Origin of the sequence: Nocardia sp. NPDC004168 (assembly GCF_040610355.1) — a bacterium.
Taxonomy (GTDB): domain Bacteria; phylum Actinomycetota; class Actinomycetes; order Mycobacteriales; family Mycobacteriaceae; genus Nocardia; species Nocardia sichangensis.
Genome location: NZ_JBEXME010000020.1, coordinates 56610 through 83095, shown reverse-complemented (window position 1 = coordinate 83095; position 26486 = coordinate 56610). Strand labels below are relative to the sequence as shown.

The window sequence follows — 26486 nt, the reverse complement described above, 5'->3', positions numbered from 1 at the left end:
TCACTGTTCCACCTCCGACCGCCGGGCCATCCGCAGTTGCACCAGTGTCAACAGGAACAGGATCGCGAAGATCACCCAGGCGAGCGCGGAGGCGTACCCGACCTCGTAGAAGCCGAACGCGTTCTGGAACAGCATGATCCCCAGCAGGTACGTACCCGTCTCCGGCCCCCCGTTGCCGCCGGTCAGCACGTATGCCTGGTCGAACGCCTGCACGGAATTGATGATCGTGATGATGAAGACGAAGGACAGCGGCCCCCGGATCAGCGGCACGGTGATCGCGAAGAATCGCCGCAGCGCCCCGGCTCCGTCGATCTCGGCGGCCTCGTAGAGCGTCTCCGGTACGCCTTGCATGGCGGCGAGCAGGATGACCGTCGCGAACGGCACGCTCTTCCACACGGTGACGATGCAGAGCGAGACCAGCGCCCAATCGGGGTCGGTCAGCCAGGGCACCGCGTCGATGCCGATCCAGCCGAGCGCGACGTTGAGCAGCCCGTCGTCGGTGAACAGGAACCGCCACACCACGGCCATGGCGACCGCCGAGGCGACCAACGGCAGAAAAGCGATGGTGCGAAATAGGCCTATGCCGGCCAATTTTCGATTCAGCGCGGCGGCGACGGCGAGTCCGATCAGCACCGTGGGCACCAAGGTCAGCAGCGTGAAAACGGCCGTGTTGCGTAATGCGATGAGAAACAACGGGTCCGAGGCGAACAGCCGCCGATAGTTGTCCACACCGACAAATCGCATGAGGCTGAACAGGTCCCACGAATGAAAACTCAGATAGAGCGAAAAACCCAACGGGAACAACAAGAAAACCGCGACGGCCGCCACGTTGGGCGCGACGAATGCCCAACCGGCCCGCTCGCGCCGCCGCGCCAATCGGGACGCGACCCCCGCTTTGCCCGATGTTTGCGATCGCCGCCCTGCCATCATGGCGTCTCCAGCAGCGCGTCGACGTCGGAGGCGAAACGGCCGTCCAACGAGGCGGCGGTGGCGGCGCCGCGCAGCACTCGGTTGGAGCCGCGTTCGAGCAGGGCGGACACCTTCCCCCAAGCGGAGGTGATCGGCAGCGGGCGGGAATTGGCCGGACCGGCGGTGAACACCTCGAGATTGCGGATCTCCCGGTGCGCGGCGGCGAACTCCGGTGAGTTCATCGCCGACTGGAGCACGGGGACGAACAGCCCGGACGCGGCGATGATCTCCTGACCCACCGGTCCGGTAGCGAATTTGACGAATTCCCAGGCCTGTTCGACACGCGGGCTGCCCGCGGCGATGGCCAGGCCCGTGCTGCCGACGTCGGTGAGCGCGCCGGGACCGCCGTGCGGGCCCACCGGCAGCACGGTGATGTCGATCGGGAGATCGTCGTGTCCGGCGAATTCGGAATACAGCCAATGCCCGCCCAGCGCCATCGCGGCCCGGCCCCGCCGGAACAGGTCTGGGGCCGAGACGGAAAGCGTGTCGGCGGCTTTCGGCGCCACGCGGTGGCGTACGGCGAGGTCGGCGTAGAACTGGAATCCTTCGGCGAACCGCGGATCGCCGAGGTTGGTCCTGGTCGGACGCACCGAGGGCGAGAACCATTCGGCGCCGTTGTTCATGCCGAAGCAGGCCGCCGAGAAGTACGGCACCCAGGCGTCGGCGAACCCCCACCGGGTGCGAGACGAGTCATGCCTGGTCAACGCCTCGGCAGCGGCCAGGAACTCGTCGAAAGACCAGGCGTCGCGCCAGCGCGCGGGCGGAGTGATCCCGGTTCCGTCGAACAGCTCCCGGTTGTAGTACAGGAAGACGCCGGACCACTGTTCGGGCAGGGCGTACTGCCCGCCCGCGTAGGTGAAGGTGTCGTACAGCGCCGGATAGCTGTCGGCGCGCAGCTGGGCGGCGTACCGCGGATCGCGGTCGAGCAGGGTGTTCAGATCCAGCAGTACCCCGCGCTCGGCCAGCCCCGCGTAGGTCAGCTCCCACGCCATCAGCACGTCCGGGCATTTCCCGCCCGCGCAGTAGGTGAGCATCTGCTGGAGCGGGTCCGGACCCGACATGATGGTGCGAATCCTGATGTCGGGATGCAGCTTCCGGAACTCGTCGATGATCGTCAGCCGGACCCTGGCCTCTTCCGGCCTGGCCTGGAAGAAGAAGGTCAACGCGTCGTCGTCGGAGCCGCAGCCGCCGCTCGCCAGTAGTGGCGCGGCCAGCGCCGACCCGAGCAGCGTCCGGCGACGGACCCTGGCGACGGGATTCGCACGCAACACAGCCCTCCTCCAGGGCGGATGTGGAGCTTCTCGAACGGCATGGCAGCATACGTTCGGCAATCACATGGTGACGGCCGACACATAAACAATATTTCACGGTGCGCGTCCGACGTCCGGAATCGGCACGACGGCGATCATCGATCGGTTACGTTGTCACGTGTTTGAGCAAGATCCTGCGCGTTTTACAGGAGAGTAGGCAGATGGCGACAATCGAATATCTGCGGACCGATCCCGATCTGCCGCCCGTCGGCGTGGTCGACAAGTCCCCGATCACACCGGCCAAGAAATTGATCTTCGCGGGGATCGCCGCACTCGGCGCCATAGCGTGGGCGGTGCTCGCCATCTCACGCGGCGAATCGGTGAACGCGGTGTGGATCGTGATCGCGGCGGTGTGCACTTACATCATCGCGTACCGGTTCTACGCCAGGTTCATCGAACGCAAGATCGTCAAACCACGCGACGACCTGGCCACACCCGCCGAAATCCTGGAGAACGGCAAGGACTACATGCCGATGGACCGGCGGGTGCTCTACGGGCACCACTTCGCCGCCATCGCGGGCGCGGGGCCGCTGGTCGGTCCGGTGCTGGCCGCGCAGATGGGCTACCTGCCGGGGACCATCTGGATCGTGGTCGGCGTGGTGCTGGCCGGCGCGGTGCAGGACTACCTGGTGCTGTGGGTCTCGATGAAGCGGCGCGGGCGCAGCCTGGGGCAGATGGCGCGCGACGAGCTGGGCGTGATCGGCGGCTGGTCGGCCATCGTGGGCGTCCTGGTGATCATGATGATCCTGCTGGCGGTGCTCGCGCTGGTGGTGGTCAACGCGCTCGCGCACAGCCCGTGGGGCGTGTTCTCGATCGGCATGACCATTCCGATCGCACTGTTCATGGGTGTGTACCTGCGGTTCCTCCGGCCGGGCAAGGTCGGCGAGGTCTCCGTGATCGGGTTCGCCATGTTGCTGCTGGCCATCGTCGGCGGCGGTTGGGTGTCGGAAACCGAGTGGGGCGCGGACTGGTTCACGCTCTCGCCGGTGACCATCTCCTGGCTGCTGATCGCCTACGGTTTCGTCGCCTCGGTGCTCCCGGTGTGGCTGCTGCTCGCCCCGCGCGACTACCTGTCGACGTTCATGAAGGTGGGCACCATCGTGCTGCTCGCGGTCGGCATCCTGGTCACGTTGCCGGTGCTGCACGCGCCCGCCGTCTCGTCGTTCGCGTCCAGCGGTACCGGACCGGCGTTCGCGGGTTCGCTGTTCCCGTTCCTGTTCATCACCATCGCCTGCGGCGCGCTGAGCGGCTTCCACGCGCTCGTTTCCTCCGGCACCACGCCGAAACTGCTGGAGAAGGAATCGCACGCGCGGATGATCGGCTACGGCGGCATGCTGATGGAGTCGTTCGTCGCGGTCATGGCGATCATCACCGCCTCGATCATCGACCAGCACTTGTACTTCGCGATGAACGCGCCGCTCGGTCTCACCGGTGGCACCGCGGAGAAGGCCGCGGCCTACACCAATAGCCTCGGGCTCAGCGGTCCGGCGATCACTCCGGCGGAGCTGAGCCAGGCCGCGAGCGATGTCGGCGAATCATCGATCATCTCCCGCACGGGCGGCGCGCCGACGCTGGCGGTCGGCATCTCCGAGGTGTTCCACCAATTCCTGGGCGGCGCGAGCATGAAGTCGTTCTGGTACCACTTCGCGATCATGTTCGAGGCGCTGTTCATCCTCACCACGATCGACGCGGGCACCCGGGTGGCCCGGTTCATGCTGTCGGACGCGCTGGGCAACTTCGGCGGCGCGGCGAAGAAGTTCCGTGATCCGTCCTGGCGAGTGGGCGCGTGGCTGTGCTCGGCCGTCGTGGTCGGCGCGTGGGGCTCGATCCTGCTGATGGGTGTGACCGATCCGCTCGGCGGCATCAACACGCTGTTCCCGCTGTTCGGCATCGCCAATCAGTTGCTGGCCGCCATCGCGTTGACCGTCGTGCTGGTGATCGTGGTGAAGAAGGGCCTCACGAAATGGGCCTGGATTCCGGCGATTCCACTGGTCTGGGACCTCTTGGTGACGATGACGGCGTCGTGGCAGAAGATCTTCTCCGCCGATCCGAAGCTCGGTTACTGGAAGCAGCACAGCATCTGCCGAGCGGCGCAGGACGCCGGGAAGCTGTGCCTGACGGCGAAGACCCAGGACGACATGAACGCGATCGTGCGCAACACCTTCATCCAGGGCACTTTGTCGATCATCTTCGCTGTGCTGGTACTGATCGTGGCGGTGGTGGGCGCGCTGGTGGCCTTCCGCGCCTGGCGCTCCGGGGAGACGACGACCACCGAGACGCCCGAACAGCCGTCGAAGATCTTCGCGCCCAGCGGATTCCTCGCCACCGCGGCGGAGAAGGAAGTCCAGAAGGAGTGGGACGAGTTGATCGCGACCGGGAAGGCGCGCGCCTCCGGCGCGGCACACGTACACGCGCAATGAGCGACTCCGCGAAGCAGGGCGCCGATCGGTCCGCGCGACCGGTCGGCGCCCGGCTGCGCGCCGCGGCCCGCGCCTGCGGCGACGGCATCCGAGCGGGCGTCTGGTGGTTCGACTCGATCCTGGGTGGGCAGGACTACCAGCGTTACGTGGAGCACCTGCGGCGCAGCCATCCCGGCTGCGCCATCCCGACCGAGCGGGAGTACTGGCGGCAGCGGCATGCCGAGGCCGATCGCAATCCGGCCAACCGGTGCTGCTGACCGAAAAGATTTTCGGCGCGCGTCACCACATGCCGATTCGGTAGTTGCCACAACTGTTGACCCGGCAACGGCTGTGCGATCTCAAGGTCGTCGTGCGAGGTCGCGGCTACCCCCAGCGATGGTGGCCGATTCCCGCTAGCACGGGTTCGCCGCAGCTGCCATTGTGGTGTGCGTGACGATCACGGCATTGGATTTCGAACGTTGCTACCGGGCGGTGTCGACCCGAGACTCGCGATTCGACGGGCAATTCTTCACCGCGGTGCGAACCACCGGAATCTATTGCCGTCCTTCGTGTCCGGCGATCACGCCGAAGCGGGCCAACGTGTCGTTCCTGCCGACCGCCGCCGCGGCGCAGCAGGCGGGTTACCGCGCCTGCCGCCGCTGCCTGCCGGACGCGGCGCCCGGCTCGCCGCTGTGGAACACCAGGGCGGATCTGGCCGCGCGGGCGATGCGGCTGATCGGAGACGGCGTGGTCGAGCGGGCCGGGGTACCGGGGCTGGCCGCCACGCTCGGCTATTCCCAGCGGCAGCTCACCCGGGTACTGACCACCGAACTGGGCGCGGGGCCGCTGGCGCTGGCCAGGGCGCACCGGGCGCACACGGCGCGGCTGCTGATCCAGACCACCGCGATGCCCATGTCCGACATCGCGTTCGCGGCGGGTTTCGCCTCGATCCGCCAGTTCAACGACACGGTGCGCGAGGTGTTCGCGGTCAGCCCCACCACCATGCGGCTCGAAGCGCAGCGCGCGAGAACCGGAGCCCCCGCGCGTCCCGCGCCGTCCGGCAGCGGCTCGCTCACGCTGCGGCTGCCCTACCGGGAACCGCTCGACCGGGCCTGGCTGGAATGGTTCCTGTCCGCGCACGTGGTGCCGGGCATGGAATTGTGGGAGGACCGCGCCTACACCAGGAACCTGCGCACGCCACACGGGCACGCCACCGCGCGGCTGAGCTTCCAGCGCGACCATGTGCGCGCGGATTTGTCCCTGCACGACATGCGCGATCTCGCGCCGACGGTGACCAGGCTGCGGCACCTGCTCGACCTGGACGCCGACCCGGTCGGCATCGACGAAGCACTCGGTGTCGGGCCCACGGCGCACGGCGGCTCCCCGAAACGGCCGCCTGAGCAGGCCGCCGAATATCTGCCGGACGCGGGGGCGGGGTCACCGCCGGAGAGCGAAGCGCTGACCGAGATCGACCCGGTCGACGTCGGTCGCCCGTCGTTCACCCCCGGTATCCGTGTGCCCGGGTGCGTCGACGGCGCAGAACTATTGCTGCGCACCATGATCGGGCAGCAGATCTCGGTGGCCGCCGCCGCCACGCACACCGCCCGACTGGTCGAGGCACTCGGGGAACGGGTGGACGGGCCGATCCCGCTGCTGTTCCCGACGCCGGAGGTGATCGCCGAACGCGGCGCCGATATTTTGACCGGACCGGCGCGGCGCATCCGATCCATCACCGCGGCCGCCGAGGCGCTCGCCTCCGGGGAGCTGGCGCTGCACCAAGGGCGCACCGCCGCCGACCTGCGCCGCGACCTGCTCGCGCTGGACGGTGTCGGGCCGTGGACGGCCGATTACGTGACCATGCGCCTGCTCGCCGATCCGGACGTCCTGCTCGGCACCGACTTGGTCGTCCGCCGCGGCGCGAGCCTGCTCGGCATCGATCTGACGGACACCGCACGCTGGGTGCCGTGGCGATCGTACTTGTCCATGCACCTGTGGAAAACGGCACTGACCAGCCGCGCCACACCTTCCGTCGTCCCCGCGCTCGCCACTACGAAAGGCAGTGTCGAATCATGAACGCCAGCTTCGCCGTCCGCACCGACGTCGGTAGCGCCCGCACCGTCACAGCGGATTTCGCCGTCACGGAGACACCGCTCGGCCCGTTCACCACGCTCGTCGACCCCGACGGCGCGGTGCTGGCCTCCGGTTGGACCTCCGACGCGGAAAACCTGCGCGGCCTGATCCATCCCGCCTTGCGGCCCGGCCGACTGCGGCAGCGGGATTCGCTGGGCGAGGTGACCGGTGCCGTCACCGCCTATCACGAAGGCGATCTCACCGCGATCGACCCGATTCCCGTTCGCCAGCAGTCCGGGGAATTCCTCGTGCACGCCTGGGAAGTGCTCCGCGCCGTCCCGGCGGGGAGCCCACTCACCTACACCGAATTCGCCGCCCGCGCCGGCCGCCCCGACGCCACGCGCGCCGCGGCCAACGCCTGCGCCCGCAACGCCGCCGCCCTCTTCGTGCCCTGTCATCGGATCCTCCGCATCGGCGGCGCACTCGGCGGCTTCCGCTGGGGATTGCCGGTGAAACGGTGGCTGCTCGACCACGAGGGCTGAGGTCTCGCGACTCGCCGCGCAGGGCATCGGCCACGAGCAGGAGGACCTACAGCAACGGCGTACGTCACGTCGGCGTGCTGGCCCGAGACGGCAACAGCCTGTCGTTCGGCGAGGCCGTAACGTGCTGATCGCCGACCGTCAGTCCTCGACGCTCAGTCAAGGGTGCGCCCGGGCAGCTCAGCGTGCCCCCGCGCGGCCTGCACGGTGCCGCTCATCCGGGTAGGTCGCGCGGACGCCTACGGTCGCCGTGGCCCATTCGCGCGGCTGATTTCCAGCCGGAAGCGTGCACGTCGTTTGGGCGGTTGCGAGGCGAACACGCCCACGCTCCGCTGCCTACGGGCCGGCTCTCGCGGGTGAGGACGTGATGCGCTGCGTCCGGACAGGCCGCTCGGCAGTGCAGCCGATATGTTCACGTCCGGCACCCAGCGGCCGGTAAACCGTTCGGCAGCGTGTCGCCACGGCCGGGTGCACCCACCGCCCGCAGGGCTCAACCGCCGAGCAGCCGGAACCGCCGAGCAGCCGGAGTCCGCGCTCAGGCGATCGTCGCCTGGAGGTGGGAGCCGTCGCGGCCGCGTACGACGTGCAGGCGGCTGGGGATACGCTGGCGCATCTCGTCCACGTGGCTGACCACGCCGACCACGCGGCCGCCCGCGCGGAGTTCGTCCAGCACGCCCATCACGGCGTCCAGGGTGTCGGCGTCCAGGCCGCCGAATCCCTCATCGATGAACAGAGTGTCCAGCACGAGGCCACCGGATTCGGCGGCGACGGTGTCGGCCAGGCCGAGCGCCAGCGAGAGCGAGGCCATGAAGGTTTCGCCACCGGACAGCGTCTTGGCCGGGCGGATGGCTCCGGTGTAGTCGTCACGGATGTCCAGGCCGAGGCCGCCTCGGCGACCACGCGGTCCTGCCTTGTCCGAGTGGACGAATTCGTAACGGCCGCCGGACATTCTGCGTAGCCGCAGCGAGCCCGCCTGCGCGACTTCCTCCAAGCGTGCGGCCAGGACGTAGGAGTGCAGGGACATGCGGCGGTTGTTCGCACCGCGCCCGGCGACCAGGTCGGCGAGACCGTCGAGTTCCTCGAACGCTCGTTGTGCCGGGGCGATCCGATCCACAGCGGCCCAGAGTTGGCCGCCGAGCTCCTCGAGCTGACTCGCTCGCCTGCTCGCCTCGGCATGGGCGGCCACAGCGGCGTTGAGCGCGGTCTGCGCGGCCGTCACCAGCGCGTCCAGTTCGGCGGGATCGCCGGGCTCCTGCTCCGACGCCGCTCGGATCTCCGGTTCCGCCAGAACCGCTTCCGCCGCGGCACGGGCACGGTCGGCGGCCACGAGTTCCGCTTCGATCTCGGCCTGCCGCCGAGAGTCACGCGATGCGGCGTTGACGACTTTCGCGTAGGCGGTCAAGCGCGCGACATCGTCTCCCAACGTGTCGCGAGTTCGAGTGCCGACAAGCGCCGGTTCCTCGGCGCCGACGGAGTCCGAAGCGGCCATCTCGGCGGATTCCGGGAGCTGAGCCGGACCGCCGGACAGAGCCGAGCCTTCAGTAGTGACCGACGCGGAGCCCGGAGCCGACGACGAACCGCCATACTCGCCTTCCGGCACGAAACCCGCGACGCCGGCGAGATTTTCCACCCGATCGGCGATCCGGGACACCTGCTCACGCGCCGCCACCGCTTCGGCGCGGGTTTCGCGCAGGGCGGTCGCCTCGGCGACGAGAGCGGCGAGCCGGGCACGGCGGCGGTCGATGGTCAGGTCGGCGCCCGCCGCGCTCCGCAGCCGGTCGGTGAGCTCGCCGAGGCGCCTTTCGGCGGAGGCGACGGTGGCGGCGACCGCGCTGCGGCGCGCCTCGGATGCGCGCAGCTCGTCGTGCAGGCGCGCCTCGTCGCCGCGCAGGCGCGTGAGTTCGGCTTCCAGCCCGTCGGCGTTGGCGGCCAGTTCCGAAGTGTCCTCGTAGCGGTCGGTCACGGCGCGCAGGGCCGCGGCGAGTTCGACGCGGTCGGTATCGCCGCCGCGAGCGACCAGCGCTTCGATCTCGCGTTCCAGGCCGGTGATGCGAGCCAGCGCGCGATCGCGGACGTCCTCCGCGGCACGCTCGGCCACCACCGCGGCTTCCTCCTCGTCCTTGGACACCGCGGTGTCGGTCGGCTGGGCGGGTGCGGGATGCTGCGCGGAACCGCAGACCGCGCAGGGGCTTCCGTCGACCAGCTCGCCGGCCAGTTCGGCGGCCATTCCGCTCAGCCTGCGCTCACGCAGATCCAGCACGAGTTCTTTGGCGTCGAGGTGCGCGGCGCGGGCGGCGTCGAACTCGATGCGGGCGTGATCGAGCGCGGTGCGCCGGGCGGCCAGCTCGACCGCGGCCGTGGCGGCCGCCTGCAACCGTTCGGTCTCCGCGGTGATGCCAGGCAGGGCGGCGACCGCTTCGGCGGCCTCGCGCAGCCTGGCCTCGGCCGCGGTGAGCACGGCGGGCAGCTCCTCGCGCCGTGCGGCGAGTTCGGTGACGCGCCGGGCCAGCGTCGCGTCCTCGGTGCGCAGGGCGTCGAGTTCACCACCGAGCCGGGTGGCGGTGGCGGCGTCGGTGCGCACTTCGTCCAGCGCACCGATCTGCGCGCTCCAGCGCTGGACCGCCGCGTCGATGTCGGCGTCATCGCGTACCCGGTCGCCGTCGACCAGTTCGGCGCCGCCGAGTTCGGCGCTCTCCGGTTCCAGCAGGCGGGCTGCGAGCCGCTCTGCCGCCGTGCGCTTTTCGCCCTCGCGCCTGCGCTGGGTTTGCACCGCCGTACGCGCTTCGTCGATGGCGGCGACGACCGGCGCGGCCCGGCGAGCGAGGTCGAGTTCGGCTTGCAGTGCGGCGCGCCGATCCGCGCCCGCCACGTAGTCGTCCAGTTGCGCGCGTGCCGAGCTCATGCGGCGACGCAATTCGCGCAGCCGACGCTGCTGTTCGGCCTGCTCCCGGACGCGCGCCGATTCCGCCTGGCAGCGTTCGACTTCTGCCGCGGCCGTGGCCAGGTCGACGCGCGCGGTGGACAAAAGATCCTGCGACCACCCGACGCATTCGCCCGTACCGACCGAATCCGCTACCCCCGCGGCCATGCCCACCTGCGTGATCAGCCGCTTGATGCCGTCGGTACGAGCATCCAGATCCGCTTCGGCGGCGCGGCGCTTGTCGGCGAGCCACTGCTCGGCGGTGCCGAAACGCTTCGTGTCGAACAGTTTTTCGAGCAGCTTCTCGCGATCTTCGTTGTCCGCGCGTAGGAAGCGGGCGAAGTCGCCCTGGGGCAGCAGCACCACCTGGAAGAACTGGTCGGCGCTCATGCCGAGCAGGCGCAGCACCTCCTCGCCGATATCCGGTATCCGGGAGAGGTTCTCGCCTCGGCCGTCCAGCCAGGCCAGCGTCGCCTTCGGATTGATCGTGCGCATGCCCGTGCCGTCCCGCTTGGGACGCTGGAACTCGGGGCTTCTGGTCAGACGTAGTCGCCGCCCGCCCAACGTCGCCTCCAGCACCACCTCCGGTGGTGTCTGCTCCGGTGCGTGATCGGAATGCAGGCGCTTGCTCTCCCCGCGCGCACCGGGCACCCGGCCGTAGAGCGCGAACGCGATGGCGTCCAGCACCGTGGTCTTGCCCGCTCCGGTCTGGCCGTGCAGCAGGAACAGCCCGTCGGCGCCGAGCGCGTCGAAGTCGACGACCGTGGTGGCGGCGAACGGGCCGAAGGCGGTCATCTCCAGCTTGTGCAGCCTCATGCCGCCGCGCCTACGCCCGGCCTGGACAGGGCGCTCATGCGGTCAGTTCCTCGGCGGCGGCCACGGTGGCCACCTGCTCCGGTTCGGCGACGGCGGCGGACAGCGCCCGCTCCAGCCAGGTCATCTCGCTCGAGCTGGGTGCGCCGCGGACGTCGGTGAGGAAGCTGTGGGCTACTTCGATGTCGCGGCGGCCGTGCACTCGCTCACGGTAGCGCAGGTCCGGGCTGCCCTCGGGCCGCACCCATTCGACGTGCACCGCGTAGGGGAACCGTTCGCGCAGCTTGCGCATGGCGTCGACCGGGCGGGCAACGTCGGTGAGCATCGCGGACACGTAGTGCTGTTCGGCCGTGCCGTACTCCGCGCCGCTCAGCAGTTCGTCCAGGGTGCCGGTCAGCTTGCTCAGGCCCCGCACCGTCGGTAGGTCCCGGCGGCGCACCGCTCGCAGGCCGGACGCATCCAAGTCGACGATCCAAACCGCTTTGCGATGCGCGTTCTCGCCGAACGAATACGGCAGCGGCGAGCCGGAGTAGCGCACCGCCTCCGCGAGCGTCTGCGGTGAATGCAAATGGCCGAGGGCCACGTAGTCGATGCCGTCGAAAGCGGCCAGCGGAACCGTCTCCACGCCGCCGACCGAGATGGAGCGCTCCGATCCGGTGGCTTCCCCGCCGACCACGAAGGCGTGCGCCAGCACGACCGTCCGCACCCCGGGCCGCCGCGCGATGTCGGCACGTACGCGAGCCATGGCCGCGTCCAGGATCTCCGCGTGCGAGCGCGCTTGCGGCACTTCGAGTTCCGCGCGGGTGATCTCCGGTTCCAAGTACGGGATGCCGTAGAACGCCACCGGCCCGTGCTCGTCTTCCAGCAGCACGGGCCGATCGGCGTCGGCCACGGTGGTGCGCAGATGCAGCCCGCCCGCGGCGGCGAAGCTCGCGCCGGCGCCCAGCCGAGCGGGCGAATCGTGGTTCCCCGAAGTGGCTACGATCCGCGCCCCCGCACTGCGGATCGCCTCGAATCCCCGGTTGCACACCGCGATCGCGTCGGCGCTGGGAATCGACCGGTCGTACACGTCACCCGGCAGCACCACCACATCGACCGATTCCTCGGCTACCAGCTCCGCGATGGCGGTCAGTGAACGAGCCTGGTCGGCAAGCAGATCGACCCCGTGGAACGTGCGCCCGATGTGCCAGTCCGAGGTGTGCAGCATCCGCATGCCGCGAAACCGTAGGGCAAGGCACCGACAGACTTCAATCGCCCCGCCCGCCGTGTCGGGTTCGCCCAGCCGGAACCCGGCGTGTCCAGCGGACGTGTCCGAGTCGGCGGATCCCGTTCGGCGACGAGCCGAAACCTCACGCACCTCTTGACCTCCCGAATCCACGGCGTCGGCGATTCCGGATGCCAGAATCCGAACAGCTATGTGAAATATGCGGCAACGCACTGGCCGAGCCGGTTTCCGACGCGATGCCGGGCAGTTGCCAGATGCTCGTTCCTGTCGGTGACGTACGGCACTATCTCCGCTATGACCGCACCGATGCTCGTCGCCCTCGTGCTGGTGTTCGCCGCCGGTCTCGGCCTCGGCTGGCTGGGTCGCGCCGCGCGGGACGGGCATCGCGCGGCGGCGGCCCAGGCGCGGCTCACCGCGGCGGCGGACAACGAACGGCTGCTGCGGCAGTCGCTCACCGCGGCCAACGAGGATGCCGCGCGAAGGCATTCGCACGCCGTGGGCGCGCTGGTGGAACCGCTGCGGGCGGCGGTCGGAGCGCTGAACGAGCACATCCAGCAGGTCGAGCGACAGCGGCTCACCGCGTATTCGAGCCTGCGCGAACAGGTCGCGAGCATGCAGCGCACGTCGCATCAGCTCACCGGGGAGACCGGCCGGCTGGTCGCGGCGCTGCGCGCGCCGCAAGTACGGGGACGATGGGGCGAGATCCAACTGGAGCGGGTGGTCGAGCTGGCCGGGATGACCAGGCATTGCGATTTCCGGACCCAGGTGAGCCGCACCGGTCACGGCGAGGACGACCGCACGGTGCGACCCGATCTGGTGGTGCGCCTGGCGGGCGGCAGGCACATCGTGGTGGACGCCAAGGTGCCGTTCGCCGCCTACCTGGACGCCTGCGGCTCCGACGACCCCGACGTGCGCGCCGAGCTGCTCACCAGGCACGCCAAACATCTGCGCGCGCATGTCGACCAGCTGTCGGACAAGGCGTACTGGGCCGCCTTCGACCCCGCACCCGAATTCGTGGTGCTGTTCGTGCCCGGCGATCCGTTCCTGGACGCCGCCCTGACCACCGACTCCGAGCTGTTGGAGTACGCGTTCGGCCGCAATGTGATCCTCGCTACACCGACCACCCTGATCGCGTTGCTGCGCACCATCGCCTTCGGCTGGCGGCAGGAGGCGCTCTCCAAGGACATGGCCACCGTGCAGCGGCTCGGCCGTGAGCTGTACCAGCGGCTCGGCATGACAGGGAAACATCTGGACCGGCTGGGGGCGCAACTCGGCAGAGCCGTCGAGGCTTTCAATTACACGGTGGCCTCGGTGGAGTCACGAGTGATGGTTACCGCGCGCAAACTGCACGAGCTCGAGATGGCCGAGCAGGAAGTGCCCGAGATCGGGCGTGTGGATTCCCGGCCTCGCGCGGTGAGCTTCGCCGACGCGGGCGAGTAACCGGGACTATGGCCGTGCCGCCACGCCGCCGAGAGCGGCGGCAACTAATGTGCATATCGTGGCTGCTTCCGAACGTGTGCGATCCCGGGTGCCCGCGCCGCAACGCTCGATCCTGCCGTCGGTGCCGGGGATCCCGGTCGGCGCGGCGATCCTGATCGCGGTTGCCTGCACGTTTCTGGGATTCCTGATCGATGCCAGCGGCGGCAGTGCCGAGCTGACCGGCACGTTCGCCGCGCTGTACATCGTGGGCTGTGTGGCGGCCGTCGCCGCCGTTCGCTACCGGGGCTTGTTCAGCACGATGGTGCTGCCGCCACTGCTGCTCTTCGTCGCCGTCCCGCTGGCCTATCAGCAGCTCACCGGTCGTGGCTCGACCTCGATGAAGGACATCCTGCTGAACCTGGCGATCCCGCTGGTGAACCGGTTCCCGACCATGATGCTGGCCACGGTGGTGGTCCTGCTGATCGGTGGCGCCCGGATCTACCTGCACCGCCGGGAAGAGGGGGACGACAAAGCGCCACGCCGTGGCGGCAGCTGGGGCAAGTCACCAGCGAAGAAGACCAAGCCCGGCCGGTCCTCCCGTGGCCTGCCGGACGCCGCGCGCCGCAGAACCCGCCGCCCGAAGGACGAGCCCGCCGAGCCGGAGTCGGCCGATGCCGAACAGCCAGCTCCCCGACCGGCCCGCCGACCCGCGGCGCAGGTCGCGGATACGCCGCCGCGCGTTGCCCCCTCCCGTCCGCGCGAAGGGCGGGCTCCCGCCCGGGGCCCTGCCCGCCCGACCGGGGCCATGCCGCGGGCCGAAGCCGAACCACCGCGCGGCGCGGGCCGCCGCCGAGAGATGCCGCCGCACCCCCAGCCCAATGTGCGCTATCGCGAACGCGATTCGAACCGCCCGGAACGGCGCAGGCCAGAGAATCTGTAGGCGAGGTCGCTCGGTGCGGTCGGAGCTGGATACCGCACGCTCGGTGCGGGCCCGGCGTCAGCGCCGGGCGTCGCGCAGTTCGCGGGGAAGGGCGAAGACGAGGGTTTCGTTGGCCGTGGTGACCGGCTGGACGTCGCCGTAGCCGTGCTCGGCCAGGCTGTCCAGCACACCGCGGACCAGGATCTCGGGCACCGACGCGCCGGAGGTGATGCCGATCGTGCGGACGCCGTCGAGCCAGGCCGGGTCGATCTCGCGGGCGAAGTCCACCAGATACGCGGCCTTGGCGCCCGCACCGAGCGCCACCTCCACCAAGCGCACCGAGTTCGACGAGTTGCGCGAGCCGACCACGATCACCAGATCGCATTCCGGAGCCATCGCCTTCACCGCGACCTGGCGGTTCTGCGTGGCGTAGCAGATGTCGTCGCTCGGCGGGTCCTGCAGGGCGGGGAAGCGCTCGCGCAGCCGCTGCACCGTCTCCATCGTCTCGTCCACGCTCAACGTGGTCTGCGAGAGCCAGATCACCTTCGACTCGTCGCGCACGCTGACCTGGTCCACCGCGCCGGGCCCGTCGACCAGCTGGACGTGTTCGGGCGCCTCGCCCGCGGTGCCCTCGACCTCCTCGTGGCCCTCGTGACCGATCAGCAGGATGTCGTAGTCGTCGCGGGCGAACCGCTTCGCCTCCTGGTGCACCTTGGTCACCAGCGGGCAGGTGGCATCGATGGTGTGCAGATTCCGCTCGGCGGCCGACGTGTGCACCGCGGGGGACACGCCGTGCGCGGAGAACACGACGACCGCGCCCTCGGGGACCTGGTCGGTCTCGTCGACGAAGATCACACCGCGGTCGCGCAGCGTCTCCACGACGTGCCGGTTGTGCACGATCTCCTTGCGCACGTAGATGGGCGCGCCGTGCTTCTCCAGCGCCTTCTCGACGGTTTCGACCGCCCGGTCCACGCCGGCGCAATACCCGCGCGGCTCCGCGAGCAGCACGCGTTTTCCGCCGTCGGCGACGGCGCTTCCGGCACCTGCCGAGCGAGCGATTCCGACGTTCAAGGGAATGGCCGAAGACATGCCCACAGGATACGTGCGGCCCGGGATCCCGCCACGTCCGGGAGTTGCCCGTCACATTCCCGCCGCAACCATCGGAATCGTGAGCCGGGTCTACGACCGGGTGCGCCGATTGTTTCGGACGGCCCGCCGGGTTCCCGCGCGCATTTCCGCGATATGAGTGCGGTCCCGCCCACCGGCCCCGACCCGCGAATACCCGAACCGCGCGCCCCTCCTTTGCATAACACACCATTTCCGGCAGGCTAGGACCATGTTTCGACCACCCTTTCTGGCCCGGGTCGCCGCAGGCGCGGCCGTATACGCCCTCGAGGAATCCCGTCGGCTACCCACGGCGGCAATGAATTTCCCGATCACGGCCATCAGTCAGGTGCTGCAGACGACGATGCACGTCCAGCAGTTCGTCACCAGTCTGGCCCTGAAGGGCGACGCGGTTTTCGACCGTTTGTCCAACCGCCCGGTCGAGCAGCCGGAGTGGGCCACCTTCGACGAGGACCTCGCCGACGACCCGGGCCCCAGCACGCTGCGCGGCAGCCGATTCGACCTCTACACCGCCGATGATCCCGACGCGTTCCCCGCGCCCGAATCCTTCGCCACGGACGACAGCCGCGCAGGCGCGACCAACGGCCATGTCGCCTCCGTGACGCCGATCGGCGAGCCACCGGTCGAAGAGCCGGACCCGGATACCGATCCCGAACCCGTCGCGGAAGCGCCCGTCATCGCCGAACCGGAAGTCGCCACCCGCTACGACTACGCCAACATGACCCTGGCCCAGTTGCGCGCCCGCCTGCGCCTGCTGACGATCGATGACCTCACCGCGCTGCTGGAGTACGAGCAGCACACCCGCGCCAGGGCGCCGTTCGTGACCATGCTCACGAACCGGATCGCCACTGTGCAGGCCCAGTGACCGAACCCCGGACACCCTCGTCGCCGACGGCTGGCCGGGAGACCTCCGGCCAACCCGCCGCCGCTCCGGCCAACTCCGCCGAGCATCCGTGGCCGGTGCGTTCGGTCTCCATCAAGGTCGCCCAGTGGATCGACCGGCTCGGCAGCATCTGGGTGGAGGGCCAGATCACCCAGATCAATCTCCGGCCCGGCACCCGCACCGCGTTCCTGGTGCTGCGCGACCCGTCCGCCGACATGTCGCTGTCGGTGACCTGCGATCCCGACCTGATCCGCAAATCCCCCATTCCCCTGCAAGAGGGCAGCCGGGTGGTCGTCTACGGCAAGCTCTCCTTCTTCACCGGGCGCGGCACGATCTCGCTGCGCGTGCTGGAAATCCGCCCCGTCGGCATCGGCGAACTACTGGCCCGCATCGAACGGCTGAAGGCGCTGCTGCACGCCGAGGGCCTGTTCGATCCCCGGCTCAAGCGTCCGATCCCGTTCCTTCCCGGAACCGTCGGCCTCATCACCGGACGCGCCAGCGCCGCGGAGCGCGATGTGCTGAGCGTCGCTCGCAATCGCTGGCCCGCGGTGCGTTTCGAGATTCGCAACACCGCCGTGCAAGGGCCGACCGCGGTATCGCAGATGCTGACGGCGCTGGCGGAGCTCGATCGGCATCCGGACGTCGAGGTGATCGTGCTCGCGCGCGGCGGCGGCAGCGTCGAAGACCTGCTGCCGTTCTCCGACGAGGCGCTGTGCCGTGCCATCGTGGCCGCGACCACGCCGATCGTCAGCGCGATCGGCCACGAACCGGACAACCCGCTCAGTGACTTCGTCGCCGACCTGCGCGCGGCCACACCGACCGACGCCGCCAAACGGATCGTCCCGGACGCCGCCGCCGAACTGGCCAGCATTCGTGAACTGCGCGAACGCACCGCCGCGGCGTTGCGGGGTTGGGTCGACCGGGAGACCGAGGCGCTCGCCCAGCTGCGTTCGCGACCCGTGCTGGCCGATCCGCTGCGCGAGATCGATCGCCGCCAAGAAGAGATCGAACGCCTGCGCACGGCCACGCACCGCTGCGCCGAGCACTTCGTCCGCACCGAAGCCACGGCCACCAGGCATCTGCGCGAGAAACTCACCGCCGTCGGCCCCGCCGCCACACTCGCCCGTGGCTACGCTGTCGTGCAGCGGGTCACCGGCCGGGAACGCGAGGTGGTGCGTTCGATCGAGGACGCGCCCGCAGGCAGCCAGCTGCGCATCCGGGTCGCCGACGGGGCCGTCACGGCCGCCGCGCTCGGCACCCAGGCCCTCGGCGCCAAGAACACCGACACAGGGAGGAACTGACTTGGCCCAGTCCGGCAAGTCCACCGAAGCCGACGGGACGGGCGCCGACCCGGCCGACGATGCCGCCGAGATCGCCGGTTTCGGCTACGAACGCGCGCGCGACGAACTCGTCAACGTCGTCAAGATCCTCGAACAGGGCGGCCTCGACCTCGATGAATCCCTCGCCCTGTGGGAGCGCGGCGAGGCGCTGGCCAACCGCTGTGAGGAACATCTGGCGGGGGCGCGCAAGCGCGTCGAGGACGCGCTGCACCGCACCGACCTGGAGCGGCAAGAGTGACCATCCGCCGCGCCACGCCCGACATCCGCACCACCGACCTGGCCGCGAGCCGCGACTTCTACCGGCTGCTCGGCTTCCACGAGGCGATGGACCTGGGCTGGGTCGTGACGATGGCCTCGCCGTCCAACCCGACCGCGCAGGTCCTGCTCGTCGGCCCGGACGCCGAACAGCTCCAGCCGGACATGAGCGTGGAGGTGGACGACGTCGACGCCGTACACGCGGCGGTGACCGCCGCGGGCGCCGAGGTCGTCTACTCCCTGCGCGACGAGCCGTGGGGCGTGCGCCGCTTCTTCGTCCGCGACCCGAGCGGGACCATCGTCAACGTGGTGAGCCACCGCTGACGACGGGCCCCGGCCTCGTCAGCGCGATGCGGCCACGGCGCGGAACCGGGCGACGCCGTCCACGCTGCTCACCCGCTCGAATCCGGCCTTCTCCAGCACCCGCGCCGACGGCGGATTCGACAGCTCCACCTCGGCGTGCACCGCACGAACGCCGGGCGCGGTGAGCGCGTGCGCCGTGAGGGCGACGGTGGCCTCGGTGGCGTACCCGCGACCGCGCCGCGAGGCGACGATGCCGTACCCGAGCTCCAGGGCACCGTCGGCGGGCGGCCAGAACAGCCCGATCGATCCGACGACGAGCCCGGTCGAGCGCTCGACGACGAGCCGGTGCCCGAACGGCCCGAGCCAGTCCGGGTGCGCCGCGAACAGGCCCGCGATGACGCGATCGCCGTCGGCAGGGAAATCCGCCGCCCACTCGGCGTGACGGCGGCCATCGAGCACGGCGGCCGCCGCACCGGCGGTCCACGACCGCAGGATCAGCCGTTCGGTGCGCAGGTCGGGGGAAAGGGAAACAGACACGTGACACTCCTGGTCGTCGAAGAGAGACCGGTCCGCGTCCGCGGAAAATCAGTGGCGCGCGAACCGGCGAAAGGCATGCGAAAGACGGCTGAGGACAGCCATATTCATCGACCTCCGAAAACCGGTTCGGCACGTGTCTCTTGCCGCGGCAAAATTAACCAACGCGCGCCGCCGAAGACAAGCGAATTTCAGGGCTTTAGCGGTTGCGCCGCCGTGATCGCCTGAGCGAGCGTGCTGAACGCCGCCTGGTTGCCCGCGCCGGTGATCAGCACGCGGGACTGGCCGAGGTCGGCGATCCACGCGGTCTCCGAGCCCTGCTCGGCGTAGACGATCCATTTCTGCGCGCCGACCTGCTCGGTGCCACTGGCGTAGCGCGACCCGAGCACGAACCTGGCCAGCGCCTCCTCGGTCGCGTTGCTCTGACTGAACCGCATGTAGGTGCCCTGCGGCGTGATGTAGCCGACCGTGCTGACCGGCCCGCCCCCGTTGCCGCCGATGGACTCGCGACTGCCGGAGTTCGGCGTCCAGTCCGCGGGCAGGGCCGGGTTGCGGATGGGGAACGGCAGGGAACGAGCGTCGGCGGTGAGCGCGGCGCGCGCGTCGAAATGCGGGATCTGACCCTGCGTCGGACCGTTCGCGGCGAAACTGCATTGGCTGGCCAGCCCGGCGAACACCAGCGCGATCAGGACCAACGGGATCAACGACCAGAACAGATCCCGGTAGTCGTTCAAGATGCGCGGCTTTTGGTACGACACGCTCCCAGTATCCACTCGCGCGGCGACGCCGCCCCCCGCACCCCGGCACCACGAGCAGGGGTGTACGGCCGTGCCACATCGAATGAGACAATTGACCGGTACGTACCGACGCACAGGAGGCCCCGCAATGACGGCAACTTCCCCCACACCTAGCCGCCGCGAGGCGCCCGACCGCAACCTCGCACTCGAGCTGGTCCGCGTGACCGAGGCAGGGGCGATGGCCGCGGGCCGGTGGGTCGGACGCGGCGACAAGGAGGGGGGCGACGGCGCGGCCGTCGACGCCATGCGGCAGCTGGTCAGCTCGGTGTCCATGCGCGGCATCGTCGTCATCGGCGAGGGCGAGAAGGACGAGGCGCCCATGCTGTACAACGGCGAGGCCGTCGGCGACGGCACCGGCCCGGAAGTGGACTTCGCGGTCGACCCGATCGACGGCACCACGCTGATGTCCAAGGGCGTGCCCGGCGCGATCTCGGTGCTCGCGGTCGCCGAACGCGGCGCCATGTTCGACCCGTCCGCGGTGTTCTACATGCACAAGATCGCCGTAGGCCCCGACGCTGCCCACGTGATCGATATCTCGGCCCCGATCGCGGAGAACATCAGCCGGGTCGCCAAGGCCAAGAATTCCGCGAAGTCCGACCTGACCGTCTGCATCCTGGATCGCCCCCGGCACGCCGAGCTCATCCAGCAGGTGCGTGACGCGGGCGCCCGGATCCGCCTGATCTCCGACGGCGACGTCGCGGGCGCGATCGCCGCCGCCCGCCCCGACTCCGGCACCGACATCCTGGTCGGCATCGGCGGCACCCCGGAGGGCATCATCGCCGCCGCCGCGATGCGCTGTATGGGCGGCGAGCTGCAAGGCATGCTCGCGCCCAAGGACGACGAGGAACGGCAGAAGGCCATCGACGCGGGCCACGACCTCGACCGCGTACTGACCACCGAGGACCTCGTCTCCGGTGACAACGTGTTCTTCTGCGCCACCGGCGTGACCGACGGCGACCTGCTGCGCGGCGTGCGCTACTACGGCGGCGGCGCGTCCACCCAATCGATCGTGATGCGCTCGAAGTCCGGCACGGTACGCATGATCGACGCCTACCACCGCCTGACCAAGCTGCGCGAATACTCCTCTGTCGATTTCATCGGCGACGAACACGCGGTCCCGCCGCTGCCGTGATGTTCGGCCGCGACTTCGTCGCGGCGTGTTCGCGGCCCCTTTGTGGCTCGCGTTTGCGCGACCACCGCAGGCGACTTCGCCGCGGACGCGGTGGTCGCGCAAACGCGAGCCGGGTCGCGAACGGCGCATGCTCGGGCGCCTGAGCCAACGGTTCGTATTCCCGAGCGAAGGCCTGCCGAGGTGTGCGAATGACCTCAGGCGTGGCTGCCCCACGGGCCGCTGCCGCGGCATAGGGTCGGGATCATGAGCGAGGAGACGCAGTACCGCATCGAGCACGACACCATGGGCGAGGTCCGGGTTCCGGTGGACGCTTTGTGGCGGGCGCAGACCCAGCGGGCCGTGGAGAACTTCCCGATCAGCGGACGCGGCTTGGAGCGGGCGCAGATTCGCGCGCTCGGCTTGCTGAAGGCCGCGTGTGCCACGGTCAACCGCGACCTGGGGCTGCTCGATCCCGTGAAGGCCGATGCCATCATCGCCGCGGCGAACGAGATCGCGCGTGGCGAACACGACGATCAGTTCCCGATCGACGTCTTCCAAACCGGTTCCGGCACCAGCTCGAACATGAACGCCAACGAGGTGATCGCCTCGCTCGCCAAGGCGAAGGGCGTCACCGTCCACCCGAACGACGACGTGAACATGTCCCAGTCGTCCAACGACACCTTCCCCACCGCAACGCATCTCGCCGCCACCGAAGCGGTCATCACCGATCTGGTTCCCGCGCTGGAGCATCTGCGGCTGGCGTTGCTGGACAAGTCCACGGAATGGCGCACCGTGGTGAAGTCCGGCCGCACGCACCTGATGGACGCCGTCCCGGTGACCCTCGGCCAGGAGTTCGGCGGCTACACCCGGCAGGTCGCCGCGGGCATCGACCGCATCATGGCCACGCTCCCGCGGCTCGGCGAGCTGCCCATCGGCGGCACGGCGGTCGGCACCGGGCTGAACGCGCCCGAGGGTTTCGGCGCGAAGGTCGTCACGGAACTCGTGCGCGCCACCGACATCGATGCGCTGCGCGAGGCCGAGGACCACTTCGAGGCGCAGGCCGCGCGCGACGGTCTGGTCGAGGCGTCCGGCGCGCTCCGCACGATCGCGGTGAGCCTGACCAAGATCGCCAACGATATTCGCTGGATGGGCTCTGGTCCGCTCACCGGCCTGGCCGAGATCCAGCTGCCGGATCTGCAACCGGGCAGCTCGATCATGCCCGGCAAAGTGAACCCGGTGCTGCCCGAGGCCGTGACCCAGGTGGGCGCGCAGGTGATCGGCAACGATGCCGCGGTGGCGTTCGCGGGCGCGAACGGCGCATTCGAGCTGAACGTGTACATCCCGGTGATGGCGCGCAACCTGCTGGAGTCGATCCGCCTGCTGGCCAGCGTCTCCCGGCTGTTCGCCGACAAGTGCGTGCGCGGCCTGGTCGCCAATGTCGAGCACCTGCGCACGCTCGCCGAGTCGTCGCCTTCGATCGTGACGCCCCTGAACTCGGCGATCGGCTACGAGGAGGCGGCGGCGGTCGCGAAGGAAGCGCTGCGGGAGAAGAAGACCATCCGCCAGACGGTCATCGACCGCGGCCTGCTGGACGAGAAGCTGACCGAGGAGGAACTCGACCGCCGCCTCGACGTGCTCGCCATGGCGAAGGTAAAGGAGCAGGACTGACCCGCGCCGAAACGAACGCCACCTCGGTAGCCGGAAGGCTGTCGAGGTGGCGTTCGTGCGCTGCGCCCGGGGATGCGGATCAGTCGCGCAAGTGCGCGAGCTCCTCGCGCGCCTGCTCCCCTTCCGGACCGAAATCGGTGCGGGTGAAGATGTTCCACCGCTTCAGCAGCGGGGCGAACACCAACTCACCCTCCTTGGCGCGGTCGTAGATGCCCGCCTCGGCGAGCACCACATCGCTGTCGCGGCCGTCCGGCAACGTCACCGTCGGGACCTCGAAGCCCGCGACCCGGTCGGCGATGGCCCGCACGGTCTGGTCCGGCGCCAGATCGAGCGCGGCGGAGACCAGGTCGGCGAAGAACACCGACTGCAGTTCGTCGTCCAGCGCGATGCGCTCGGCGATGGCGGTGACCAGGGGGTTCTCTTCGAGCGCCGCGATGTTGCGGTGCCGGATCGCGCTGGCGGCCTCTTCGAACGCGCAGGTCGCCAGCACGTCGAGCAAGTGCATCGCCGGGCGGCGGAAGCCCTTGGTCATGTGCTCCATGCGCAGCCGCTCCAGTTCCACCGGATCGACGGACCTGGTCACCATGAGGTAGTTGCGGATGGTGATCTCGTGGCGGTTCTCCTCGGCCGTCCAGCGGCCGACCCAGCGCCACCACGCGCCGGTGCGCAGGTACTTGCCGATCTCGCGGTGATACGAGGGCAGGTTGTCGGCGATCAGCACCGAAACGGTCAACGCCAGCTTGGCGGTTTCGCCGAGCTCGGACTGCTCCGCCGCCCAGTCGGTACCGCCGAGGAAGGCGAAGTTGCGCCCGTCGTCCCACGGCACGAAATCGTGCGGCTGCCACCCATCGGCGGCGTCCACGTGCTTACGCAGCAGCAGTTCTACGTCCACCGCGAGCGATTCGAGCAATTCGCGATCGGTCAGGAGAGTTTGCACCGAGATAACCTAGCGGCTTGGCCCGCGGAGCGGGGCGGATGGATGGGATTCACAGGCAACCGAGACCGCACCGCGATCCCGGACGCCGAGTATCTGGTTCCTACTTCGGCGTGACCGTGATAGTACCGTTCACCCAGGTGATGGTGCCGCCGGTGAAGTCGCTCTGCTTACCGCCGGGGATGTCCTTCTCGTCGCTGATCGGGTAGCCGAGCTGTCCCTGCGCGCCGCCGTTGTCTTCCCAGGCCTTGCGGATCTCACCCCAGACGACGTGCGCTTCGCCCTCCTTGGGTTCGTAGATCGTGCCGCCCGCGAAGTCCTGGTAGTGCCCCTCGTCGGGTGCGTCCTCTTCGGCCTGCAGCGGTGCGCCGAGCGGACCGGTCGGGCCGCCGAGCTGCACATACTTGTCGTAGATGGCGCCGGAGACGGCGATCTCCCCCGCCGGGGTCGCGATCTTGGTCGTCGCCTCGGCCGCGCCCGTGGTCGTCGGGCTCGCGCCGGTGTGCGTGGTCATCCCGGCGGTGGTGGTGGGGCTCGCGATCGAGGTGACCATACCGGTCATGCTGGCCATACCGGTCTTGGCGCCGTTGTCTTTGTTGTCGCCGCCGCCGCAGCCGACCAGGACCAGCCCTGCCGCGGCGAGTACTGCGGTGAATCCAGCCGTTCGTCGAGCGAAGTGGTGCATGTCCATCCTCTCGCTGTGGGCTGCCGGCGCACCACGGATTCCGTGACGACGCCGCGCATAGCCTCGGCCGTTGGTCAGACGATGACCCGGTGACCGACGAGCGGCCACCGGGTCATATCGAACTGCTATCGCGGCCGATGATACCCACCGGACATGCGGTGAAACACGCCGGCGAACGGCGTCGCGGGATCAGGCGTTGGGGCCGTACTCCTCCAGCATCTCGGTGACCAGCGCCGCGATCGGCGAGCGCTCGCTACGGGTCAGCGTGATGTGCGCGAAGAGCGGATGGCCCTTGAGCTTCTCGACCACCGCCGCGACCCCGTCGTGCCTGCCGACGCGCAAGTTGTCGCGCTGGGCGACGTCGTGGGTGAGCACCACCCGCGAGCCGGTTCCCAGACGGCTGAGCACCGTGAGCAGCACATTCCGCTCCAACGACTGGGCTTCGTCCACGATCACGAAGGAGTCGTGCAGCGACCGCCCGCGAATGTGGGTCAGCGGCAACACCTCCAGCATGTCGCGGCTGAGCACCTCCTCCATCACCTCGCGGCTGGCCAGCCCGTCGAGCGTGTCGAAGACCGCTTGCGCCCAGGGGCCCATCTTCTCGCTCTCGGTGCCGGGCAGATAGCCCAGGTCCTGGCCGCCCACCGCGTACAGCGGGCGGAAGACCACCACCTTGCGCTGCGTGCGCCGTTCCAGCACCGCCTCCAGGCCCGCCGTCAACGCCAGCGCCGACTTGCCGGTCCCGGCCCGGCCACCGAGCGAGACGATGCCGACGCTCTCGTCCAGCAGCAGGTCGAGTGCGATGCGCTGCTCGGCGGAACGCCCGTGCAGCCCGAACGCCTCGCGCTCGCGGACCAATTGCACCCGCTTGTCCGGCGTGATCCGGCCCAGCGCACTCGAGCTGACGCCGAGCAGCCGGACGCCGGTGTGGCAGGGCAGTTCTCGCGCTTCGTCGAGATCGATCACCGACTCGGCGTAGAGCTGATCGATGCGTGCCGTGCTGACGTCGAGCTCGACCATGCCGGACCAGCCCGAGGTCACCACGTCCTGCGCGTGGTACTCGTCGGCGTGCAAGCCCACCGCACTGGCCTTGACCCGCAGCGGAATGTCCTTGGACACCAACACCACTTCGCGGCCCTCGGCCGCGAGATTGAGCGCACAGGCCAGGATCCGCGAGTCGTTGGTGTCGGTGCGGAAGCCGACCGGAAGGACCGCGGGATCGGTGTGGTTCAGTTCCACCTGCAACGTTCCGCCCTCGGTGCCGATCGGCACCTGCTGATCCAGCCTGCCGTGTTGCAGGCGCAGATCGTCCAGATTGCGCAAAGCTTCTCGCGCGAACCAGCCCAGCTCGTGGTGGTGCCGTTTGGCTTCGAGTTCACTGATGACCACCAGGGGTAACACCACGTCGTGTTCGCCGAACCGCGTGAAGGAACCGGGATCCGACAGCAGGACGGAGGTGTCGATGACGAAGGTTTTGCCGGGTAATTGCGAGGGGCGGGCCCCCTTCGCGGCGGCTCCGCCTTTCGCGGAGCGGGAGTTCGCCGAGGGAGCGGAAACGGAGCGTGCAGCAGTCACGGTGGGCTCCTCTGTGTTCATGCGGCAGTCGCACGAACGATCTCGCTGGACCGGTCCGTCCTGATGGACCCGACGTTGCCGTCAGATGCCACGAGGGCCGGGCTCCGGCCCCCTCGTACTGAGTAGCTCAGTCACGGTCAGGACCTCCCGTACGAGCCACACCGCCGCGGCCCGCACACCCGACGCTACCTCCGATTCCGGTGTCCGCGCTCGGGGACTGCGAGGCGTGTCCGTGAACATGTCGTAAACCCGCACGTCGCGAGGGTTCAGCGCAGCACGTCGAGCAACACCGGAACATGGCTGTGCGCCGGATCCTGTACGGCCGTGAGCAATGTCACCGGAGCTTCGGCTGCCAGGGCGCGTAAATCCCGCAAATCTTGCTGAACCTCCGGCGCGGCGAGTTCGGCACGGTAGCGGCGGGCGAATTCCGGGCCGCGCGCGTCCCGGTCGGCGTGGAACCAGCGCCGCAATTCGGTGGTCGGGGTGAGCGCTTTGGGCCAGCGATCGACCCGCGCTTGCGCTTTGGTGATGCCCCTCGGCCAGAGCCGGTCGACCAGCACCCGGGTGCCGTCGTCGGGGTCGGGATCGTCGTAGACGCGCTTGATCCGGAAGCCGGGCCGGGGTTGCGGTGTCATAGCGGTTATCGCAGCACGACGTCCGGGCCGGGACGGGATTCGCCACGCGGTCGCTGTC

Annotated in this window: 23 protein-coding genes; 12 read left to right on the top strand and 11 right to left on the bottom strand. The window is 69.4% G+C overall.

Annotated features, from left to right (window positions below; translation table 11 throughout):
• Positions 1-876 carry a sugar ABC transporter permease gene (locus tag ABZW96_RS28080; protein ID WP_355078666.1) on the bottom strand — a complete coding sequence of 292 codons (876 nt, stop codon included), beginning with the start codon at positions 874-876 and terminating at the stop codon, positions 1-3.
• 50 nt (positions 877-926) lie between these two features.
• Positions 927-2237, bottom strand: coding sequence for a sugar ABC transporter substrate-binding protein (locus ABZW96_RS28075; protein WP_355078622.1), 1311 nt, complete (start codon positions 2235-2237; stop codon positions 927-929).
• Between the two features lie 203 nt (positions 2238-2440).
• On the opposite strand from ABZW96_RS28075, the gene ABZW96_RS28070 reads away from it, so the two are divergent.
• The 4 genes from ABZW96_RS28070 to ABZW96_RS28055 all read left to right on the top strand — a co-directional run bounded on the left by ABZW96_RS28070 (position 2441) and on the right by ABZW96_RS28055 (position 7290).
• Positions 2441-4699, top strand: a complete 2259-nt coding sequence (locus tag ABZW96_RS28070; protein WP_355078665.1) for a carbon starvation CstA family protein — start codon at positions 2441-2443, stop codon at positions 4697-4699.
• An 86-nt stretch (positions 4700-4785) separates the two neighbouring features.
• Positions 4786-4956: a YbdD/YjiX family protein gene (locus ABZW96_RS28065; protein ID WP_355078664.1), complete on the top strand. Its 171-nt coding sequence runs from the start codon at positions 4786-4788 to the stop codon at positions 4954-4956.
• 163 nt (positions 4957-5119) lie between these two features.
• Positions 5120-6751, top strand: a complete 1632-nt coding sequence (locus ABZW96_RS28060; RefSeq protein ID WP_355078621.1) for an Ada metal-binding domain-containing protein — start codon at positions 5120-5122, stop codon at positions 6749-6751.
• On the top strand, positions 6748-7290 hold the full coding sequence (locus ABZW96_RS28055; protein WP_355078620.1) for a methylated-DNA--[protein]-cysteine S-methyltransferase: 543 nt from the start codon (positions 6748-6750) through the stop codon (positions 7288-7290). Before ABZW96_RS28060 ends, ABZW96_RS28055 begins: the two co-directional genes overlap by 4 nt.
• Positions 7291-7822: 532 nt before the next feature.
• On the opposite strand, the gene ABZW96_RS28050 is transcribed toward ABZW96_RS28055, so the two are convergent.
• Complete coding sequence (locus ABZW96_RS28050; RefSeq protein WP_355078619.1) at positions 7823-11023, bottom strand: SMC family ATPase; 3201 nt, start codon at positions 11021-11023, stop codon at positions 7823-7825.
• 34 nt (positions 11024-11057) lie between these two features.
• A complete protein-coding gene (locus tag ABZW96_RS28045) occupies positions 11058-12233 on the bottom strand; it encodes an exonuclease SbcCD subunit D (RefSeq protein ID WP_355078618.1) in 1176 nt (391 codons plus the stop codon).
• Positions 12234-12539: 306 nt separating this feature from the next.
• Between ABZW96_RS28045 and ABZW96_RS28040 the strand changes: the two genes are divergently transcribed.
• Together ABZW96_RS28040 and ABZW96_RS28035 are read left to right on the top strand one after the other, a co-directional pair.
• On the top strand, positions 12540-13685 hold the full coding sequence (locus ABZW96_RS28040) for a DNA recombination protein RmuC (protein WP_355078617.1): 1146 nt from the start codon (positions 12540-12542) through the stop codon (positions 13683-13685).
• Positions 13686-13743: 58 nt separating this feature from the next.
• Positions 13744-14604, top strand: a complete 861-nt coding sequence (locus tag ABZW96_RS28035; protein ID WP_355078616.1) for a DUF6542 domain-containing protein — start codon at positions 13744-13746, stop codon at positions 14602-14604.
• Positions 14605-14661: 57 nt separating this feature from the next.
• Here the strand turns inward: ABZW96_RS28035 and ABZW96_RS28030 are convergent, their stop codons facing one another.
• Positions 14662-15672, bottom strand: a complete 1011-nt coding sequence (locus ABZW96_RS28030) for a 4-hydroxy-3-methylbut-2-enyl diphosphate reductase (protein WP_355078615.1) — start codon at positions 15670-15672, stop codon at positions 14662-14664.
• A gap of 247 nt (positions 15673-15919) precedes the next feature.
• Between ABZW96_RS28030 and ABZW96_RS28025 the strand changes: the two genes are divergently transcribed.
• The 4 genes from ABZW96_RS28025 to ABZW96_RS28010 all read left to right on the top strand — a co-directional run bounded on the left by ABZW96_RS28025 (position 15920) and on the right by ABZW96_RS28010 (position 18510).
• Positions 15920-16573, top strand: coding sequence for a lipid droplet-associated protein (locus tag ABZW96_RS28025; RefSeq protein WP_355078614.1), 654 nt, complete (start codon positions 15920-15922; stop codon positions 16571-16573).
• Between the two features lie 95 nt (positions 16574-16668).
• Complete coding sequence (gene xseA, locus ABZW96_RS28020) at positions 16669-17892, top strand: exodeoxyribonuclease VII large subunit (protein WP_355078663.1); 1224 nt, start codon at positions 16669-16671, stop codon at positions 17890-17892.
• Positions 17893-17962: 70 nt separating this feature from the next.
• Positions 17963-18169 (top strand): exodeoxyribonuclease VII small subunit, encoded by a 207-nt coding sequence (locus ABZW96_RS28015; RefSeq protein ID WP_355078662.1) that lies wholly within the window; start codon positions 17963-17965, stop codon positions 18167-18169.
• Positions 18166-18510 (top strand): VOC family protein, encoded by a 345-nt coding sequence (locus ABZW96_RS28010; RefSeq protein ID WP_355078613.1) that lies wholly within the window; start codon positions 18166-18168, stop codon positions 18508-18510. The genes ABZW96_RS28015 and ABZW96_RS28010 overlap by 4 nt, the downstream gene beginning before the upstream one ends.
• An 18-nt stretch (positions 18511-18528) precedes the next feature.
• On the opposite strand, the gene ABZW96_RS28005 is transcribed toward ABZW96_RS28010, so the two are convergent.
• Positions 18529-19026 (bottom strand): GNAT family N-acetyltransferase, encoded by a 498-nt coding sequence (locus ABZW96_RS28005; protein ID WP_355078612.1) that lies wholly within the window; start codon positions 19024-19026, stop codon positions 18529-18531.
• Between the two features lie 188 nt (positions 19027-19214).
• A complete protein-coding gene (locus tag ABZW96_RS28000; RefSeq protein ID WP_355078611.1) occupies positions 19215-19781 on the bottom strand; it encodes a DUF4245 domain-containing protein in 567 nt (188 codons plus the stop codon).
• Positions 19782-19908: 127 nt separating this feature from the next.
• Between ABZW96_RS28000 and glpX the strand changes: the two genes are divergently transcribed.
• Entirely contained in the window at positions 19909-20952 is a 1044-nt protein-coding gene (gene glpX / locus ABZW96_RS27995; RefSeq protein ID WP_355078610.1) for a class II fructose-bisphosphatase, read from the top strand.
• A gap of 243 nt (positions 20953-21195) precedes the next feature.
• Positions 21196-22599 (top strand): class II fumarate hydratase, encoded by a 1404-nt coding sequence (locus tag ABZW96_RS27990; RefSeq protein WP_355078609.1) that lies wholly within the window; start codon positions 21196-21198, stop codon positions 22597-22599.
• 79 nt (positions 22600-22678) lie between these two features.
• Here ABZW96_RS27990 and ABZW96_RS27985 read toward each other — a convergent pair whose 3' ends face one another.
• The 4 genes from ABZW96_RS27985 to ABZW96_RS27970 all read right to left on the bottom strand — a co-directional run bounded on the left by ABZW96_RS27985 (position 22679) and on the right by ABZW96_RS27970 (position 26428).
• Complete coding sequence (locus tag ABZW96_RS27985) at positions 22679-23536, bottom strand: acyl-ACP desaturase (protein ID WP_355078608.1); 858 nt, start codon at positions 23534-23536, stop codon at positions 22679-22681.
• 100 nt (positions 23537-23636) lie between these two features.
• Positions 23637-24218: an esterase gene (locus tag ABZW96_RS27980; RefSeq protein WP_355078607.1), complete on the bottom strand. Its 582-nt coding sequence runs from the start codon at positions 24216-24218 to the stop codon at positions 23637-23639.
• 189 nt (positions 24219-24407) lie between these two features.
• A complete protein-coding gene (locus ABZW96_RS27975; RefSeq protein ID WP_355078606.1) occupies positions 24408-25793 on the bottom strand; it encodes a PhoH family protein in 1386 nt (461 codons plus the stop codon).
• Positions 25794-26059: 266 nt separating this feature from the next.
• Positions 26060-26428 carry a DUF488 family protein gene (locus ABZW96_RS27970; RefSeq protein ID WP_355078605.1) on the bottom strand — a complete coding sequence of 123 codons (369 nt, stop codon included), beginning with the start codon at positions 26426-26428 and terminating at the stop codon, positions 26060-26062.
• Between the last annotated feature and the right edge of the window lie 58 nt (positions 26429-26486).